General features: G+C 72.2%; 15 protein-coding genes. 9 read left to right on the forward strand and 6 right to left on the reverse strand.

Going from position 1 to position 18,892, the window contains the following annotated elements; genetic code table 11:
• Positions 1-381: 381 nt before the first annotated feature.
• A complete protein-coding gene (locus OG329_RS35920; protein ID WP_405800821.1) occupies positions 382-1,149 on the forward strand; it encodes a polyprenol monophosphomannose synthase in 768 nt (255 codons plus the stop codon).
• Positions 1,150-1,202: 53 nt separating this feature from the next.
• Complete coding sequence (fxsA, locus tag OG329_RS35925; protein ID WP_405800822.1) at positions 1,203-1,814, forward strand: FxsA family membrane protein; 612 nt, start codon at positions 1,203-1,205, stop codon at positions 1,812-1,814.
• A gap of 131 nt (positions 1,815-1,945) precedes the next feature.
• Here fxsA and OG329_RS35930 read toward each other — a convergent pair whose 3' ends face one another.
• The 4 genes from OG329_RS35930 to OG329_RS35945 form a co-directional block, all read right to left on the reverse strand.
• Positions 1,946-2,320, reverse strand: a complete 375-nt coding sequence (locus tag OG329_RS35930) for an RNA polymerase-binding protein RbpA (protein WP_003959706.1) — start codon at positions 2,318-2,320, stop codon at positions 1,946-1,948.
• A gap of 266 nt (positions 2,321-2,586) precedes the next feature.
• On the reverse strand, positions 2,587-3,978 hold the full coding sequence (locus tag OG329_RS35935; protein WP_405800823.1) for an MFS transporter: 1,392 nt from the start codon (positions 3,976-3,978) through the stop codon (positions 2,587-2,589).
• Positions 3,979-3,987: 9 nt separating this feature from the next.
• Positions 3,988-4,758, reverse strand: coding sequence for a glycerophosphodiester phosphodiesterase (locus OG329_RS35940; RefSeq protein ID WP_405800825.1), 771 nt, complete (start codon positions 4,756-4,758; stop codon positions 3,988-3,990).
• Entirely contained in the window at positions 4,755-5,423 is a 669-nt protein-coding gene (locus tag OG329_RS35945) for a YitT family protein (RefSeq protein ID WP_405800826.1), read from the reverse strand. Before OG329_RS35945 ends, OG329_RS35940 begins: the two co-directional genes overlap by 4 nt.
• A gap of 104 nt (positions 5,424-5,527) precedes the next feature.
• Between OG329_RS35945 and OG329_RS35950 the strand changes: the two genes are divergently transcribed.
• Positions 5,528-7,072 (forward strand): PLP-dependent aminotransferase family protein, encoded by a 1,545-nt coding sequence (locus tag OG329_RS35950; RefSeq protein WP_405800828.1) that lies wholly within the window; start codon positions 5,528-5,530, stop codon positions 7,070-7,072.
• A gap of 33 nt (positions 7,073-7,105) precedes the next feature.
• Here OG329_RS35950 and OG329_RS35955 read toward each other — a convergent pair whose 3' ends face one another.
• Together OG329_RS35955 and OG329_RS35960 are read right to left on the reverse strand one after the other, a co-directional pair.
• Positions 7,106-8,776: a hypothetical protein gene (locus tag OG329_RS35955; RefSeq protein ID WP_405800829.1), complete on the reverse strand. Its 1,671-nt coding sequence runs from the start codon at positions 8,774-8,776 to the stop codon at positions 7,106-7,108.
• 55 nt (positions 8,777-8,831) lie between these two features.
• Positions 8,832-9,026, reverse strand: coding sequence for a hypothetical protein (locus tag OG329_RS35960; RefSeq protein ID WP_189109156.1), 195 nt, complete (start codon positions 9,024-9,026; stop codon positions 8,832-8,834).
• Between the two features lie 253 nt (positions 9,027-9,279).
• Here OG329_RS35960 and OG329_RS35965 point away from each other — a divergent pair, with 253 nt between their 5' ends.
• The 6 genes from OG329_RS35965 to OG329_RS35990 all read left to right on the forward strand — a co-directional run bounded on the left by OG329_RS35965 (position 9,280) and on the right by OG329_RS35990 (position 18,819).
• Complete coding sequence (locus tag OG329_RS35965) at positions 9,280-9,687, forward strand: ankyrin repeat domain-containing protein (protein ID WP_405800831.1); 408 nt, start codon at positions 9,280-9,282, stop codon at positions 9,685-9,687.
• 205 nt (positions 9,688-9,892) lie between these two features.
• The gene (locus OG329_RS35970; protein WP_405800832.1) at positions 9,893-11,311 is read left to right on the forward strand and encodes a HEAT repeat domain-containing protein; all 1,419 of its coding nucleotides are present in this window, start codon (positions 9,893-9,895) and stop codon (positions 11,309-11,311) included.
• A gap of 293 nt (positions 11,312-11,604) precedes the next feature.
• Positions 11,605-12,819 (forward strand): glycosyltransferase family 4 protein, encoded by a 1,215-nt coding sequence (locus OG329_RS35975; RefSeq protein ID WP_405800833.1) that lies wholly within the window; start codon positions 11,605-11,607, stop codon positions 12,817-12,819.
• Positions 12,744-14,072, forward strand: coding sequence for a glycosyltransferase (locus tag OG329_RS35980; RefSeq protein WP_405800834.1), 1,329 nt, complete (start codon positions 12,744-12,746; stop codon positions 14,070-14,072). Before OG329_RS35975 ends, OG329_RS35980 begins: the two co-directional genes overlap by 76 nt.
• A gap of 71 nt (positions 14,073-14,143) precedes the next feature.
• Positions 14,144-15,190, forward strand: a complete 1,047-nt coding sequence (locus OG329_RS35985) for an SGNH/GDSL hydrolase family protein (RefSeq protein ID WP_405802197.1) — start codon at positions 14,144-14,146, stop codon at positions 15,188-15,190.
• Positions 15,187-18,819: a hydantoinase B/oxoprolinase family protein gene (locus tag OG329_RS35990; RefSeq protein ID WP_405800836.1), complete on the forward strand. Its 3,633-nt coding sequence runs from the start codon at positions 15,187-15,189 to the stop codon at positions 18,817-18,819. The genes OG329_RS35985 and OG329_RS35990 overlap by 4 nt, the downstream gene beginning before the upstream one ends.
• Positions 18,820-18,892: the final 73 nt, after the last annotated feature.

Below are 18,892 nucleotides of genomic sequence, written 5' to 3' on the forward strand. Positions count from 1 at the left end.
GGCAACTCCCTCGCAGTCGTCGAACGCCGCTGGGTCATGGGGTTGGTGTGCCGCACCGGCGCACCGCCGCTGGGAGCCAGGTTCAGCGCCCGCGCCTCGGGGGTGAGGGAAGGTTTCCGCCGGTCGGCGGGTGCGACCCGGGTAGGGCCCCGGCGTTCAGTAGACAACGGCTTTCGGTCGACCCGCAGCCGGCGGGTCCCAGGTCGGCCCGAAGGACGCCGGGACCCGATCCCCGGACCCGGGATCTGCGCCCGGCCGCCCGACCGCCGTATTCCGGCCGCGCGCGCCCCTTCCCGTGCGACACCCCGTCACCGAGTGGCCGGACACCCCTCGCGTGCTCGCTAAGGTGGTACTTCTGCGTACGGCGATTAAGGGGCAGTTGTGAACGACGGTGGTCAGAGGCAGTACGGCCCGCTCGGCGCAGCCTTGGTGATCATCCCGACCTTCAACGAGGCGGAGAACATCACACGGACCGTCAAGCGCCTGCGCGCGGCGGTCCCGGAGGCCGACATTCTCGTGGCCGACGACAACAGCCCCGACGGCACCGGAAAGATCGCCGACGAACTCGCCGCCGACGACAGCCAGATCCATGTCCTGCACCGCAAGGGCAAGGAAGGACTGGGCGCGGCCTATCTGGCGGGCTTCCGCTGGGGTATGGACCACGACTACGGCGTGCTGGTCGAGATGGACGCCGACGGCTCCCACCAGCCCGAGGAGCTGCCCCGGCTGCTGACCGCCCTCAAGGGCGCCGACCTCGTGCTCGGCTCGCGCTGGGTGCCCGGCGGCCGGGTGGTGAACTGGCCGCGGACGCGGGAGATGATCTCCCGCGGCGGCAGCACGTACTCACGGGCGCTGCTCGGCCTGCCGCTGCGCGACATCACCGGCGGCTTCCGCGCCTTCCGTACCCAGACGCTCGACCGGCTCGGACTGGACGAGGTCGCCTCGCAGGGTTACTGCTTCCAGGTCGACCTCGCGCGCCGCGCCGTCGAGGCCGGCTGCCATGTCGTGGAGGTGCCGATCACCTTCGTGGACCGCGAGCTGGGCGACTCCAAGATGAGCCGCGACATCCTCGTGGAAGCGCTCTGGCGGGTCACCGCGTGGGGTGTGGGTACGCGGGCGAACCGCGTGCTCGGCCGCAAGCCGCTCTGAATCCGGCCGCCCCTCGTACGACAACGCGGGCCGCTGCCAGGCACACTGGAACCATGACGACCGGCGCACCGCCTCCCGCGGCTCCGCAGCGCTCTCGCGCGCGCAAAATTGTCCCTCTGGGCATCGCTCTGTGGCTGGTGCTCGAAATCTGGCTGCTGACTGTCGTGGCGAGCGCGACGAACGCGCTGACCGTGCTGTTGCTGCTGATCGGCGCGGGCATCCTGGGGGCGGTGGTCGTGAAGCGGGCGGGCCGCCGGGCCTTCAGGAACCTCACCGAGACCCTTCAGCAGGCGCAGCGCCGGCAGCAGAACCCGGACGCTCCCGAGGACGCCGAAGAGAGCGCGAACACCACTTCCGGCAACGGCTTCCTGATGCTGGGCGGCCTGCTGATCATGCTGCCGGGGCTGATCTCCGACGCCGTCGGGCTGGTCCTGCTGGTGCCGCCGGTGCGGTCGATGCTGAGCCGCAGGGCCGAGCGGTCGCTGGAGCGCCGTATGCGCGCCGCCGGGCCCGGGGGCCTCGGGGACGCCTTCCAGCAGGCTCAGCAGGCCAGGATGTCGCGCCCGGACGGCAAGGTCGTGCAGGGCGAGGTCATCAAGAACGACGAGCCGAAGCCGCCGCGCGACTCCGACCAGGACGGACCCCGCCCGCCCCTGACGCCTTGAGAAGCCTTCCCTCGGCGTGAAGCGCCGAGGGATACGGCCGAGGGGATACAGACGAAAGCCGTGGGCCGCGACACTGTGTGTGTCGCGGCCCACGGCTTCTCGCATGTGCTGTTGTGGCGGTGCCCAGCGGATCAGGCCGACTTTCGGCTGTCCCGCGGATGCACCGCGATATTCATGGCGCCGGAGCGCAGGACGGCCAGCCGTTCGGCCAGCACCTCCTCCAACTCCTCGCGTGTGCGTCGCTCCATGAGCATGTCCCAGTGCGTACGCGCAGGCTTGCCCTTCTTCTCCTCGGGACCATCCCCGTCAACCAGGAGTGCCTGGGCGCCACACGCCTTGCACTCCCACTCCGGCGGAATTTCCGCCTCTACCGAGAACGGCATCTCAAATCGATGGCCGTTCTGGCATGCGTACTCCACCGCCTGGCGCGGGGCCAGATCGATGCCGCGGTCCGTCTCGTAGCTGGTAACCACAAGTCGCGTGCCGCGGAGAGCTCGCTCACTCATGAATCGTGCCTCCCGGGCTTGTCGCCCACAGGACAGGTGTCGCTGTCGTCGTCATCCGGTCAACGTCCGGTCGGCGGTAAAGATTCCCGTTGCGGGTCAGTGCGTCGCCCGTCGTGCCGCTGCATTGCCAAGGTCTGCGTACCCACCAGTGCCCGGTTTGTCACATCTGGCGCTGGATGTCATCCGGTGTTTTCGCTTCTGTGACACGCAGTAACGGTCCGGCTGGCAGGCCAACGGCGTACACTACCGCGCTTTCACTTCAACGTCTAAATCCGCTCCGGCACGGGGTTCCCCGCCTCGGCCACGGCCCGGCGGACCGGCACCCGCGCCAGCAGTACGAACCCGACCACGAAGAAGATCACCAGGGAGGCGATCGCGTCCCGGTAGCTGCCGGTGACCTGGTAGGCGAGGCCGAACACCAGGGGCCCCAGCCAGCTCAGCCCGCGGTCACTCATCTCGTACGCGGCGAAGTACTCCGCCTCCTTGCCGCGCGGCACCAGATGCGAGAACAGCGAACGCGACAGCGCCTGGCTCCCGCCGAGCACCATGCCGATCGCGGCGGCCAGGGCGAAGAACCAGACCGGCGCCCCGGCGGGCAGGAAGTACCCGGCCCCCAGGATCGCCGTCCAGACGGCCAGCGAGGCGAGGATCGTCCGTTTGGCCCCGTGGGTCCGCGCCAGCCGCCCCATGCCCAGGGCGCCGGCCACCGCCAGGATCTGCACCAGCAGCACGGCCGTGATCAGCGTCGTCTGATCGAGCCCCAGCTCCTCGGAGCCGTAGATCGACGCCTGGGAGATCACCGTCTGCACGCCGTCGTTGTAGATCAGATAGGCGAGCAGGAAGGACAGCGTCAGAGGATGGCGGCGCATGTCGCGCAGTGTGGCCATCAGTTGACGCCAGCCCGTACCGACCGATCCCTCGCCCGACTTCGCGGCGTCCCGCGCCACGCGCCGGTCGCGCAACCGGCTCAGTGGCACCAGCGTGAACGCGCCCCACCAGACACCGGCGGAGGCCAGACAGATCCGCACCGCCGTCGACTCCGAGACGCCGAACGACTCGTGGCCGGTGTAGAGAATCAGGTTCAGTACGAGGACGAAGGCGCCCGAGGTGTAGCCGAACGCCCAGCCCCGTGAGGACACGGCGTCGCGCTCCTCGGGCGTGGCTATCTGTGGCAGATAGGCGTTGTAGAGCGCCATGGACACCGACAGCGAGGCGTTCGCCACGATCAGCAGGACCACGCCCAGCGCGTAGCGGTCGCCGTCCAGGAAGAACATGCCCGCCGTGGCCCCCGCCCCGACGTACGCCGCGACGGCGAGCAGCGGCTTCTTGCGCCCCGTCCGGTCCGCCGCGGCCCCGGCCAGCGGCATCAGCAGCACGGCCAGCACGATCGAGAGGGACACCGCGTACGCGAACACCGAACCGGCCCGTACCGGGATGCCCAGCGGATGGACGAAACCGTCCGCGTCGGCGGCGGCCTTCGCCACGGACGTCAGATACGGGCCGAGGAAGACGGTGACGACGCTCGTCGAGTAGACGGAGCACGCGAAGTCGTAGAAGTACCAGCCGCGTTGTTCACGTATGCGGCCCGTCTCGTCGTCGGTCAGGTCCGCGGTGCCGGCGGTCAACCCGCGCCCCCTCAACGTCCCCGAAGGGGACATCCATACCTGTCAGTGCCAGGCCCCGCGCTCGGTCAACACCGCGCGCAGCGTCTGAAGATGATCGGTCATGATGCCATCCACACCGAGGTCCAGGAGGGCCCGCATCCGATCCGCCTCGTTGACCGTCCACACGTGGACCTGGAGACCACGGGCATGCGCCGTCCTCAGGAAGCGCGCGTCGACCACCCGCACCCCGCTCCGGTCCTGCGGGACCTGCGCGCAGACGGCGCTCCCGCGCACGGGCACCGGCACCCCGTACGAGCGCAGCCGCAGGCCGAGCACCCCGCGCACGCCGTACGACGTGGCGAGCCGGGGACCCGCCAGCCGCCGCGCCCGCGCGACCCGGGCCTCCGAGAACGAGCCCACGCACACCCGGTCCCAGGTGTCCGTCCGCCGGATCAGGTCGATCAGCGGGCGCAGGGCGGGCTCCGCCTTGATGTCGACATTCCAGCGGGCGTCGGGAAACTCCTCCAGCAGATCCTCGAACAGCGCGAGCGGTTCACCGCCACCGACCCCGACCCTGGCCCGGCTGATCTCGCTCCACGGCAGCTCGCGGATCCGGCCGCGCAGATCGGTGACCCGGTCCAGGGTCGCGTCGTGGAACGCGACGAGCCGGCCGTCGGCCGTGGTGTGCACGTCGGTCTCGAAGTAGCGGAAACCGAGTCCGGCGGCGCGCCGGAACGCTGCCGCCGTGTTCTCGATCCCGTCGGCCGCGCCGCCCCGGTGGGCGAACGGGATCGGCGACGGATGGTCCAGGTAGGGATGGCGTACGGGAGTCACGGCCGAAGTATGGCCTGCTCGGGAGAACCCCCGGCGACGACCGTCCCGCCGCCGTCCGGCGGCGGGACGACGAAGACCCGCAGGAACAGTTGGGCGAGCGGCCCGATCGCCAGCGCGTAGGCGATCGTGCCGATCCCGACGGAACCGCCGAGAGCGAAACCGGTGGCGACCACGGCCACCTCGATTCCGGTACGCACCAGCCGCACCGACCGGCCGGTGAGCCGGTGCAGCCCCGTCATCAGGCCGTCCCGGGGGCCGGGGCCGAACCGCGCGGCGATGTAGAGGCCGGTGGCCACGCCGTTGAGGACGATGCCGGCCACGAGCAGCGGGATCTGGACGGCGAGACCGTGGCCGTCCGGGACGACGGCCAGCGCGGCGTCCATCGCGATGCCGACCACGAAGACGTTGGAGACCGTGCCGAGCCCGGGACGCTGCCTGATCGGGATCCACAGCAGCAGCACGACCGCGCCGACGACGATCGAGACGACGCCCATGGTCAGACCGGTGAGTTCGGACAGACCCTGGTGCAGCACACCCCACGGCTCCAGCCCGAGACCACCCCTGACCAGCAGGGCGGCGCTCACGCCGTACAGCGTCAGACCGACGTAGAGCTGAAGGAGCCGGCGGGGGAGCCGCTTCCCACGCAGAGCGGGTGTGCTGGACAAGGCGCTGTCCTCCAGGGGTGGAACGAGTGGACTGGTCCGTGTCACTCTGTGGCTGGGCGGCGAGAGCCAACCATGGCCAATTCGGTGAAGGTGGACTGATTTCTATGACTCGGTGGACTTCGGCGGTCGGGGCGGCTCAGCTCGCGCGACAGCTCAACGCCCAGCAGCCGCGCCCCGCCGGCCCCGGCACCCGCAAGCCGCCCGCCTACCGCGCCCTCGCCGACGGCGTCAGACTGCTCGTCCTCGAAGGCCGTGTGCCGGTCGCCGCCCGGCTCCCCGCCGAACGCGAGCTGGCCCTCGCGCTCTCCGTGAGCCGTACGACGGTCGCCGCGGCGTACGAGGCCCTGCGCGCCGAGGGGTTCCTCGAATCCCTCAGAGGCGCCGGCAGTTGGACCGCCGTACCGGCCGGGAACCCGCTGCCCGCCCGCGGCCTCGAACCGCTGCCGCCGGACGCCCTCGGCTCGATGATCGACCTCGGCTGCGCAGCGCTGCCGGCGCCCGAGCCCTGGCTCACCCGCGCCGTGCAGGGCGCCCTGGGGGAGCTGCCGCCGTACGCGCACACGCACGGAGACTATCCGGCGGGGCTGCCCGCGCTGCGCCAGACGCTCGCCGACCGGTACACCGCGCGCGGGATCCCGACCATGCCCGAGCAGATCATGGTCACCACCGGCGCGATGGGCGCGATCGACGCGATCTGTCATCTCTTCGCCGGTCGCGGCGAACGTGTCGCCGTCGAGTCGCCCAGTTACGCGAACATCCTCCAACTGATGCGCGAGGCGGGCGCCCGGCTCGTCCCCGTCGCCATGGCCGAGGGGCTGGCCGGCTGGGACCTGCCGTGCTGGCGCCAGGTGTTGAGGGACGCCGCGCCCCGACTCGCGTACGTCGTCGCCGACTTCCACAACCCGACGGGCGCCCTGGCCACCGAGGACCAGCGCAGACAACTGGTCGAGGCGGCGCGTTCGGCGGGGACGGTGCTCGTCGTGGACGAGACGATGTCCGAGCTGTATCTGGACGGAAACGGTGGCGAGGAAGGAACCGGTGACGGGAACGGTGACGGGCCGGGTGGTGAACTGCCGCCGCCGGTCTGCGCGTTCGACCCGGCGGGCAGCACGGTCCTCACGGTCGGGTCCGCCAGCAAGGCGTTCTGGGCGGGCATGCGCATCGGCTGGGTACGGGCCGCGCCCGAGGTCATCCGCTCACTGGTCTCCGCCCGCGCCTACGCCGACCTCGGTACCCCCGTGCTCGAACAGCTCGCGATCAACTGGCTGATGGTCGGCGGCGGCTGGGAGCAGGCGGTCGACGTGCGGCGCGCGCAGGGCAGGGAGAACCGCGACGCGCTGGTGGCCGCCGTCCGCAGGGAGCTGCCGAGCTGGGAGTTCGACGTGCCGCGCGGTGGGCTGACGCTGTGGGTGCGCACCGGGGGCCTGTCGGGCTCGCGGATCGCCGAGGTGGGCGAGCGGGCCGGCGTACGGGTGCCGGGCGGGCCGCGCTTCGGGGTCGACGGGGCCTTCGAGGGGTACGTACGGCTGCCGTTCACCGTGGGCGGCCCTGTCGCCGACGAGGCGGCCGTCCGGCTGGCGGCGGCGGCCCGCCTCGTGGAGAGCGGCGCGCGCGCCGGGACGGACACGCCACGCACGTTCGTCGCCTGACCGGCACCCCGCGCGCGTGTACGGCCGGAGGCGTCAGCCCTCGGCCGGTACGGCGGCGGGAACCGGCGACTGGCTCTGGCGCGGCTGTTGCGGCTGGACCTGGGGCTGGGGCTGGGGCTGCGTCGGTGGTGCGGGCTCAGGGATCGGGTCCGGGTCCGCGGCGGGGTCGGGGGCCTGGTCGTCGTCGCCGTCGAGCGGTGTGTGCCGGTCCGGCAGCAGATCCAGCACGGCCCGCCGGTGCGCGTCGCTCGTGGCGTCGTCGTACGGATCGGGCGTCGCCGGGACCTGGAGCCTGAGCACCGGTCCGGTGCCGAGCCGTGCGTACCCCCGGCCGGTGGGGATCTCCGGCGTGGGGGTGGTGTGCGGCGGCGCTCCGAGGACCGATTGAAGCTCCGCGCGGGTGGCGGCGCCCAGCACGACCCGGGCGCGGGTGTGCGTCCGTACGGTCTCGCTGAGGGCGTCCAGGGTGTCGAACTGCTCCGCCACGACCACTGTCACGTTCGCCGCCCTGCCGTGCCGCAGAGGCACCTGGAGCAGTTCCTGCGGATCGGGCCGCCCGTCGGCGGTCGCCAGATGGGCGAAGGCGCTCGGCCGGTCCAGCAGGAGCCACAGCGGGCGTTTGGTGTCCTCCGGCACGGCGTGGCCCAACTGCCGCGCGCGGTTGGCGGCGATCAGCCGCCGTTCCGTCTCGGTGGCGGCCCATTCGAGACCGGCCAGCGCGCCCGAGAGCCCGCACTCCACGGCGAGGACGCCCGTACGGCCACCGAGGCTGGCGTACTCGCCGGTCCCGTTGCCCTCCACGATCACGACGTCGCCGTGCGCGAGCGCCTGGAGGGCGATCGAGCGCAGCAGACTCGTGGTGCCGCTCCCCGGGCGCCCGACGGCGAGCAGATGAGGCTCGGTCGATCGGGCGCCCGTACGCCAGACAACCGGAGGGGCGTCACGGGTCTCGTCGCCCTCCATGACCGGCACGGTGCGCCGCACCGCGTCGGCGTCGGTGAAGCCGAGCACGGTCTCGCCGGGGGCGGTGACGAACCGCTGGGCGGCGATACCGGTGGGAAGCGGGGGCAGCACGCTCATGACGAGCTCGTTGCCCTCCTCGTCCCAGTCGAACAGATACTCCCGGCCGCGTCCGGACTTCGCGTGCAGCAGATGCTCGATCCGGACGCGGGCGGTGTCCTCACCATCGGTGAAGTACGGCGGGTACGACACCCGCAGGTGGGTGAGACGCCCGTCGGCGTCGAACTCGTACTCGTCGAACGCCTTGTCCCACTCGCCTCCGTGGGAGAAGAGCGGGTTCGGGTCCTCCGGCACGGAGAAGTACGGCACCAGCGCCTCGTAAAGAGAGCGCAGGCGCTGGAGCTCCGCGTCGTCGGGCCCGGTGCGTACCGGCGTACGGTCACGGCCCTTCCAGCCGGCCACCGCCATCACCGAGATGAGGGCGATGAGCGGTCCGTACGGGGCGAGCGCGACCACCAGGACGACGGCCGCCACCAGGAACAGCGCGGGACCACGCCGGTCCTTGGGGGTCGCGGTCCATTTCCGCCGTCCCGTGCCGGCCAACAGCCGCAGACCACGGGTGATGGTGATCAGCGGATGGAGGACGTCGGTGGCGCTGTCGGCGGCCGAGCGGGCCATCTCTCGGCTGCGAGCGATGTGAGCGCTGCCGCTGCTCAGAATGCGGGGGAGTGGTCGCCGGGCCACGTCTGTCTCCTGAAGGTGCGGAAGGTGCTGAGGGTGTCGCGGGGACGGAAGGCGGTCAGAACTTGATGCCGCCCAGCAGGCCGGCGAGGCTGGCGCCTCCGGCCGTGATGCTCGGGGCGATGGCCGTGCCCGCGAGATAGAAGCCGAAGAGTGCGCAGACGAGGGCGTGGGACGCCTTGAGTCCGTCCTTCCTGAAGAAGAGGAAGACGATGATTCCGAGCAGCACGACGCCTGACATGGACAGGATCATGAGGGGTTCTCCTGGTCGAGGGGGACAGTCACCATGAGTTGTTCCATGCTCACAGTAAGTATCTATGTGATAAAAGGTGCAAGTGGGTGAAATTCATGGAATTTCACTTGACCGGCGGACAGCGGAAGCCCGCGTACCGCTTGATGCGGCCTCTGTAGCCCCGGAGCGGCCTACGGGGCAGTAACCTGTCGATTCACCCGTACGGCTCCACAGCCGTGCGTCCCAGGTCAGCGACGTGAGAGGTGGTCCACCGATGAGCGAGGCCCCGGAAGGTGACGCGCCCGACAGCGACGTCGTCGAACTGGCCACGAAGGTCTTCGACCTCGCGCGGCGCGGAGAGACCGACGCGCTCGCCGCCTACGTCGACGCAGGCGTCCCCGCGAACCTCACCAACGACCGGGGCGACTCACTGGTCATGCTCGCCGCCTACCACGGACACGCACCCGCCGTGACGGCGCTGCTCTCGCGTGGCGCCGAGGCCGACCGGGCCAACGACCGCGGGCAGACCCCACTGGCCGGCGCGGTCTTCAAGGGCGAGGACGCCGTGATCCGCGCGCTGCTCACCGGCGGGGCCGACCCGACGGCCGGAACACCCTCCGCCGTGGATACAGCGCGGATGTTCGGGAAGACGGACCTGCTGGAGCTGTTCGGAGCGCGGTGAAGGGAGGCGTCGTAAATGTGGTCGCGGTGGCGAAATGGGTGGGTCATCATGACGTCGGGCCCGGAAGGGGCCACCGACGAGAGGCAGAGGAAGATGGTCTACACCAAGCAGGAGACGACGGTCGAGCGATGTTGCCGCGCGGCCTAGCCAGGCTAGGCATCCCCACCCTCCGGTCGCGTCGACAGCTTGATGTGAGGCACTCCCCATGTTCGATCCAGTCATAGCGCCGAGCGGCACGCTGCTCGGCCTGCTGCAAAGGGGGCGCGGCGACGGCACTTTGCACGCGCTGGCCGCACCCCGAGCCGAAGCGCTCACCGCCCTCAACCACTGCGTCATGAACGACCCCCGCCACGACTGGCAGGTCGAGAACCGCTCTCTGTACTACGCACGCCTCTATCTGGACCTCCACGGCGATCTCGACCCGCTCGAGCACCACCTCTTCCGTGCCGAGGACCACTTCGACACCGAGGAGTCGCGTACCGGGCTCTCCCTCGCCGTACTCGGCCACCTCGCCTCCTACGGAAGAGACGACGCCCTGGCGCTCCTGCGCCGGTACGCCGCCTCGGGATCCAACTGGGCGTGGGCGCTCGACGAGCTGGCGCTGCGCGACGACGACGCGGGTCTGCGCTCGCTCGCCCCGCCGATCCTCGCCAGATTCCCCGAGACCGCCGAAGGCGAGGCGGAGCTGGCGGCCGCACTCCGGGGCGCCTTCGAGCCCCGGCCGTGGCGGCTGTGGGCCGACGACCCGCGCGAGGCGGTCGCCGTCCGCGTCAGGGCGGCCCGCGAACAGGGCTCCTTCGACCGATGGCAGCAGCAGATGCGGCCGACCGGACCGCGCCCCGGCTGGAGTGTCCAGGCCGTATTCGAATGGGCGCAGGACGGCCTGGAGCGGGGCACGACCCTGCATGTGCCCGCCGCCCGATGTCTGACCGCGGTCGCCGGACCCGACGACCGCCCCGCGATCGTCGAAGCCGGCCGCAGCGCCCCCGACGGCGCCCGCTCGGCCGCGCTGCACTATCTCGCCGAGGCCCGCGATCCCGCCGTGCTCGACCTGATCGAGGCCGCGGCGACCGACCCGTCGCAGAGCCTGGCCGAAGCCGCCGTCGCCGCCTTCGAGAGGATGTGCGGCGAGGCGGCGGTCGACCGGGCACGCGGCTGGGTGCACCGGCCCGACGCGCTCGGCGCCTCCGCGGCGGGCGTCCTTGCCTCCCGGGGCGGCGCGCGGGACTCCCAACTGGTGCTCGGCGCACTGCGGGAGGCCGTACGGTCCGACGGACCCGACGCGCCCCGGCTGTGGACCCTCGTCGACGGCACCGGACGGCTCGGTATCGCCTGCGCCGCGCCCGTCCTGCGGCATGTGTACCGGGAGACCGCCTCCTCACAACTGCGCGGCCGTACGGCCAAGGCGCTGGCGGCCACCGATCCCTCGTACCCCACGGGCTTCGCCGTCGAATGCCTCTGGGACTGCGAGGAGACCACCAGAGAGGTCGCCGCTCTGCACGCCGAGACCGGTGACGTACGGGTGGCGGACCGGCTGCGGCGGCTCGCGGCGGATCCGGCCGAGGAGGCCGAGGTGCAGACCGCCGTACGGAGCCGGATCGGGCCCGACGCGCCCGCCGTCTGACAACGCCCCCCCGCCCGGGGCGTGCCGGGCGGGGGAGAGCGGCGTACGGGGGCTCTTTGTGCCGTGGCGGTGCCGGCGGGCGGGTTCTACCGCGCGGGCGTGGCCGTACGGGCTCCACCAGGTGAACCGGGGCGAGCGGGCCACTTGCCATCCGGGGCGCGAACGGCTCCTGAGCTGCCCAGAGCCGCCTTCCGACCTGCTCAGGGCCCCCGGCGACCAATGCTCACGGGACGTTCCCCACGCGGAAAGATCCACGTTGGCGGGACCACCCTCGGTACGGCGACAACACGAGTATGCGTGTCGTCATCGTCACAGAATCCTTCCCGCCCGATGTGAACGGCGTGGCGCACTGCGCCCTGCAGACCGCCCGGCACCTCGTCGCGCGCGGCCATGACCCGCTCGTCATCGCACCGGCCTCGTCGTCAGCCGCATTCGCGGGCGCCGAGACCGCCTCCCTTTCCCCGTCCCCCTCATCCCCCTCATCCCCGTCCCCCGCCGACTCCCCGTCTCCCTCTCCCCGCACGAACGATTCCGACGCACCGTGCCCCGTGGTGCGCGTCCCCTCCCTGCCCCTGCCCGGCTATCCCCAGGTACGCGTCGCCCTGCCCAGCCGCCGCGTCGCCGCCACCCTTGCCGCGCACCGGGCCGACCTCGTCCACCTGGCCGGGCCGTTCATCCTCGGCGTACGCGGCATGGCAGCCGCCGCACGGCTGGGGATACCCGCCGTCGCCGTCTACCAGACCGACCTCGCCGGCTACGCCCGTACGTATATGGGCGCGGGCGAGGCGGCCGCCTGGCGGCGGCTGCGCGCCGTGCACAGCGCGGCGGACCGCACGCTCGCGCCGTCCAGCGCCGCCGTCAAGGACCTCGCCGAGCACCGCGTGCCGCGCGTCAGGCTCTGGCCGCGCGGTGTGGACACCGTCAGATTCCGGCCCGAGCTGCGCGACGACGAACTGCGCCGCACTCTCGCGCCCGGCGGTGAGCTGATCGTCGGCTACGTCGGCAGGCTGGCGCCCGAGAAGCACGTCGAACTCCTGTCCGGCGTCTGCGCGCTGCCCGGCGTCCGGGTGGTGATCGTCGGGGACGGGCCGAGCGAGCCGTCCCTGCGCGCGACGCTCCCCGGCGCTGTGTTCCTCGGCCGCCGAACCGGGGCCGAACTGGCGCGGATCTTCGCCTCGTTCGACGTCTTCGCGCACACCGGGCCGTACGAAACGTTCTGCCAGACCGTCCAGGAGGCCATGGCCAGCGGCACACCCGTAGTGGCGCCGGCGGCGGGCGGACCGCTCGACCTCGTCGACCACGGCCGCACGGGGCTGCTGGTACCGCCCCACGACGCGCGGGCCGTCGCCGACGCGGTCCGGGACCTCCAGTCGGCCCCGGAACTGCGCGCCTCCTACGGACGTACGGCACGCGCCATGGTCGAGGGCCGGACATGGGCCGCCGTGGGCGACCAACTGCTCGACCACTACGCCGAGGTACTCGTCGAACGCACGGCGGTGGTCGCGTGAACGGCGTCGGCGCGGCCTCTCGCGGCCTGCGGATCGTCCGGCTGGCCAACTTCGTCACCCCGGCCTCCGGCGGCCTGCGTACCGCCCTTCAGGAGCTCGGCACGGGCTACCTGGCCGCCGGGCACGAGCCGGTCCTGGTCGTGCCCGGCGAACGGCCCGGCGACGAACGCACGGCGCAAGGACGGGTGATCACCCTGCCCGGAGCGGTGCTGCCCGGCACCGGCGGCTACCGGGTGCTGACCGACCGCCGGCGGCTGCGCGCCCTGCTCGACTCCCTCGCCCCCGACCGTCTGGAGGTCTCCGACCGCACCACCCTGCGGTGGACGGGGGAGTGGGCACGGCGCAACCGGATCCCCTCCGTCATGGTGTCCCACGAGACCGCCGACGGGGTGCTGCGCACCTGGGGCGTACCGGCCAGGGCGGCCGTAGGGGCCGCGGACCTGCTCAACCGGCGCAGCGCGTGGGCGTATTCACGGATCGTGTGCACCACCGAGTGGGCCGAGCGCGAGTTCGTCCGGATCGGCGCGCGGAACGTGGTGCGCGCGCCGCTCGGTGTCGACCTGCTGCGCTGCCGGCCGGACCGGCGCCGCGAGGCCCTGCGCGCCCGATACGCGCGCGGGGCGGACGTCCTGCTCCTGCTGTGCTCGCGGCTGTCCGTCGAGAAGCGCCCCGCCGTCGCGCTCGACGCCCTCGCCGTTTTGCGCGGGCGGGGTGTGAAGGCGGCGCTGGCGGTCGCCGGGGACGGCCCGCTGGCCAACGCGCTGGCACGCCGGGCGCGCGAGCGGCGGCTGCCCGTGGTGTTCCTCGGGTACGTGGGCGACCGGCAGGAGCTGGCGGACCTCCAGGCCGCCGCGGACATCTGCCTGGCACCGGGACCGGCCGAGACGTTCGGCCTGTCCGCGCTGGAAGCACTCGCCTGCGGCACACCGGTCGTCGCCAGCGCGTCGTCCGCCCTCCCCGAGATCCTGGGCGCGGCGGGCGGCACGGCGACGGACACGCCGGAGGCGTTCGCCGACGCCGTACGAGAACTCCTCGACCGCCCGGAGACCGCCCGCCGGGCCGCCGCGCGGGCGCGGGCCGAACTCTTCGGGTGGGACCGCGCGGTGGAGTCCTTCCTGGCGGCGCACGAGGCGCGGGTGCGTACGGGACACCACCCGCTCGCGGCGGTGCGCGACGTCGTGGGCGCGGCGTCGCTGTCGTCGGATCCGACCGGTGCGGTGGTGCCGGTGCGGCCCGTGGACGGGGCCGAGTGATGACCGTGTACGCGAACCCCGGGCAGCCGACCGAGGCGGCTGCCCGGGTGGAGCCCTCCGTACCGAGGCCGCTGCGGTTCGCCGCGCTCGGCGACTCGCTCACGGCGGGCGTCGGTGACCGCCTGGAGGGCGGCGGCTGGCGGGGATGGGCGGTGCTGCTCGCCGAGGCGATCACGCCGGCCGCCGTGGCGGCCGGCGGGACGACGGGCCGCGTCCCGTCGGCCCGCACAGGGGCGGCCGCCCCACCTGACGGCCTCCGGGCGGCACCCGGCGCACGACCGGGGCCCTGCTCCACCGGAGCACCGCCCGGCCGCGGCGGCTCTGCCGCGTCCACCCGACGCCCGCCCGGCCACGGCGAACCCGCCGCCCCCGCCGAATCCGCGCCCACCTTCCGTAACTTCGCCACCAGCGGAGCCCTGACCCGTGACGTCCGGGAGCAACAGACGCCCGCCGCCCTCGCCTTCGGGCCCGACATCGCGTCCGTCGTCGTCGGCGTCAACGACACACTGCGCCGTGCCTTCGACATCGTCCCCATCGCCCGCTCCCTCGACGAGGTGTGTGCCGCACTCACGGCGCGCGGCACGGTCCTGCTCACCGCCTGCCTGCCCGACCCCGGCGTCATGCTCGGCCTGCCCGCGCCGCTCGCGAGACCGCTCGCGCGCAGACAGCGCGCGGTCAACGCACTCGTCCACGCGCTCTCCGCGCGGTACGGCGCCGTCCATCTGCACGCCGCCGACCCGGCGTGGGTCGCCGACCGCTCCCTGTGGAGCGCCGACCGGCTGCACCCCGGCGAACGCGGCCACCGGATGATCGCCGCGCGCTTCCACACGATGCTCACCGCGCGCGGTCTCACACTGGGCCCACCACCGCCCCAGGAGCCCGAACGGCCGCCGCCCACCCGGACCCAGGCACTGCTGTGGCTGGCCACGGCGGGCACCGGCTGGATGGCGCGCAGAAGCACCGATCTGCTGCCCGAACTGCTGTGGCTCGCGGGCGGCGAGACGCTGCACTGGGCGCGCGGCACGGCCGCCCGGCTCGATCTGCGCGCCGAGCACGCGCTGACCCGCGCGCTGACAGCACTGCCGCCGGCCGCTCCGCTTGCGAGAATGGGGGAATGAGTGGGCGCTGGGAATTCTGGATCGACCGTGGCGGCACCTTCACCGACGTGGTGGGGCGGCGGCCCGACGGCCGTCTCGTCACAAGGAAGCTGCTCTCGCACAACCCGGAGCGGTACGACGACGCGGCGGTGGCCGGGATCCGGCTGCTGCTCGGCGTAGCACCGGACGATCCGGTGCCCGCCGACCGGATCGACGTCGTCAAGATGGGCACCACCGTCGCCACCAACGCACTGCTGGAGCGCCGTGGCGAGCCGACGGTCCTTCTTGTCACCGAGGGCTTCGGCGACGCGCTGCGGATCGCCTACCAGAACCGTCCCCGACTCTTCGACCGTCACATCGTGCTCCCGGAAGCGGTCTACGAGCGCGTCATCGAGGTTCCCGAACGCGTCGACGCGCAGGGCGTCACGGTGCGACCGCTGGACACGGAGGCCGTCGCCGCGCGCCTGCGGGAGGCGTACGACGACGGCTTCCGCAGCGCCGCCGTCGTCCTCATGCACGGCTACCGCCACCCCGACCACGAGAGTGCCGTCGCCGAAGCGGCCCGCGCGGCGGGCTTCACCCAGGTCAGCTCCTCCCACGAGGTCAGTCCCCTGATCAAACTGGTGCCGCGCGGCGACACCACCGTCGTGGACGCCTATCTCTCCCCGATCCTGCGGCGCTACGTCGACGAGATCGCCTCCGAACTGCGCGACATCCGGCTGATGTTCATGCAGTCCAACGGAGGACTGCGCGAGGCCGCCCACTTCCGTGGGAAGGACGCCGTACTGTCCGGCCCGGCCGGCGGTGTCGTCGGCATGGCCCGTACCTCCGGACAGGCCGGCTTCGACCGTGTCGTCGGCTTCGACATGGGCGGCACGTCGACCGATGTCTCGCACTACGCGGGGGAGTTCGAGCGCGAACTGGGCACACAGGTCGCCGGGGTCCGGATGCGCGCGCCCATGATGAACATCCACACCGTCGCGGCCGGCGGTGGCTCCGTGCTGCACTTCGACGGCCAGCGCTACCGCGTCGGCCCCGACTCGGCGGGCGCCGTGCCGGGCCCCGCCTGCTACCGCCGTGGCGGCCCGCTGACCGTCACCGACGCCAACGTGATGCTCGGCCGGGTGCAACCGGACCACTTCCCCGCCGTGTTCGGACCGGACGGTGACCAGCCGCTGGACGCCGACGTGGTGCGTGCGCGCTTCGCCGCGCTCGCCGACGAGGTCGAGAAGGCCACCGGCGTACGGCGCGAACCGGCCGAAGTCGCCGCCGGCTTCCTGGAGATTGCCGTACTGAACATGGCGAACGCCGTCAAGAAGATCTCCGTGCAGCGCGGCCACGACATCACCCGCTACGCCCTCACCAGCTTCGGCGGCGCGGGCGGCCAGCACGCGTGCGCGGTCGCCGACGCGCTGGGCGTCGACACGGTGATCGTGCCGCCGCTCGCGGGGGTGCTCTCCGCGTACGGCATCGGGCTCGCCGACGCCACCGCCATGCGGGAGCAGTCGGTGGAGGCCGAACTCGCCGATGGCGAGGGCAGCGGCGACGGCGAGGGCAGCACACTCGGCCGGGTGCGGGATCTGTGTGCCGCACTCGCGGAGCGCACCCGCGCCGAGTTGCGCGCCGACTCCGTCCCGGACGCCGCGATCACCACCCACGCGCGCGTGCTGCTGCGCTACGCCGGAACGGACGCAAGCCTGGCGGTGCCCCTCGGCGGCGCCGCCGCGATGAAGGCGGCCTTCGAAAGCGAACACCGCTCCCGCTACGCCTTCACCATGGACAAACCGCTGGTGGTCGAGGCCGTGTCGGTCGAAGCCGTAGGAAAGGCCGAGTCGCACGGTACGTACGCGGCGCAGGCGACCTCAGTGGAAGGCGACGGCGGGTCCGTGAAGCCCGCGAACGTACGGATGTTCGTCGACGGCACCGAGCGCGACTGCCCGCTGCACCGGCGCGCCGATCTGCGGCCCACCGACACCGTTAAAGGCCCCGCGATGATCGCCGAGGCCGACGCGACGACCGTGGTGGACGACGGCTGGCAGGCGGCCGTCGGCGACCTCGGGCATCTGCTCCTGACCCGCGTACGCCCCCGTCCCACCAGGGTCGCGGCGGGCACGGACGTGGACCCGGTGCTGCTCGAGGTCTTCAACAACCTCTTCATGGCCATCGCCGAGCAGATGGGCGTACGGCTGGAGAACACCGCCCACTCCGTCAACATCAAGGAGCGGCTCGACTTCTCCTGCGCGCTTTTCGACGCCGGTGGCAACCTGATCGCCAACGCGCCGCACATCCCCGTCCACCTCGGCTCCATGGGCGAGTCCATCAAGGAGGTGCTGAAACGCGACAAGGGCCAGATCCGGCCCGGCGATGTGTACGCCGTCAACGACCCCTACCACGGAGGCACCCATCTGCCCGATGTGACGGTCGTGACGCCCGTCTTCGACGAACAGGGCGAACATCTGCGCTTCCTGGTCGCGTCGCGCGGCCACCACGCCGAGATCGGCGGCATCACGCCCGGTTCGATGCCCGCCTTCAGCCGGACCATCCACGAAGAAGGCGTGCTCTTCGACAACTGGCTCCTCGTGCGCGACGGCAGACTCCGTGAGGCCGAGACCCGCGAACTGCTCGCCGACGCGCCGTACCCCTCCCGCGACCCGGACACCAACCTCGCCGACCTGCGCGCCCAGATCGCCGCCAACGAGAAGGGCATCGCCGAACTGCGCCGTATGACGGAGCAGTTCGGCTACGACGTCGTGGACGCCTACATGGGGCACGTACGGCGCAACGCGGAGGAGTCCGTACGCCGCATCATCGCCGGGCTGAGCGACGGGACGTACCGCTACGAGACCGACAACGGCGCGGTCATCGAGGTCGCCGTGCGCGTCGACCGCGCGTCCCGCAGCGCGGTCGTGGACTTCACCGGCACCTCGCCGCAGCAGGAAGGCAACTTCAACGCGCCTAAATCCGTGGTGATGGCGGCCGTCCTGTACGTCTTCCGGACGCTGGTCGCCGACGACATCCCGCTCAACAGCGGCTGTCTGGCGCCGCTGGACGTGCGGGTGCCCGAAGGATCGATGCTGGCGCCCGCCTTCCCGGCGGCGACGGTGGCGGGCAACGTGGAGACCTCGCAGGCCGTGACGGGAGCGCTGTACGCGGCGCTCGGCGTCCAGGCCGAAGGCTCGGGCACCATGAACAACCTCACCTTCGGCAACGAACGGGTCCAGTACTACGAAACGGTGGCGAGCGGATCGGGCGCGGGCGAGGGCTTCGACGGCGCCGACGCCGTCCAGACCCATATGACCAACTCCCGCCTCACCGACCCCGAAGTGCTCGAATGGCGCTACCCGGTGCGCGTCGACGGATTCGCCGTCCGGGACGGCAGCGGCGGCCGTGGCCGCTGGACCGGGGGGAACGGAGTCGTACGGCGCATCCGCTTCCTGGAACCCATGACGGTGACGCTGCTGACCGGGCACCGCACGGTGCCGCCGTACGGCATGGCGGGCGGCGAACCCGGCCAACTGGGCGGCAACGAGGTGCGACGGGCCGACGGGACGCGTACGGCGCTGAAGGGGGTCGACTCGGTCGAGGTGAGCGTGGACGACGTGCTGGTGCTGCGCACACCGGGCGGCGGCGGATACGGAACGCCGCGCTGAACCCGATGCCGCTGTGAACCCGCCGCCGCGGTGAACCGCGACCGGGCTGACATCGGGACCGCGCGCAACTCGC

Source organism: Streptomyces sp. NBC_01506 (assembly GCF_045040295.1).
In the GTDB taxonomy this organism is placed as follows: domain Bacteria; phylum Actinomycetota; class Actinomycetes; order Streptomycetales; family Streptomycetaceae; genus Streptomyces.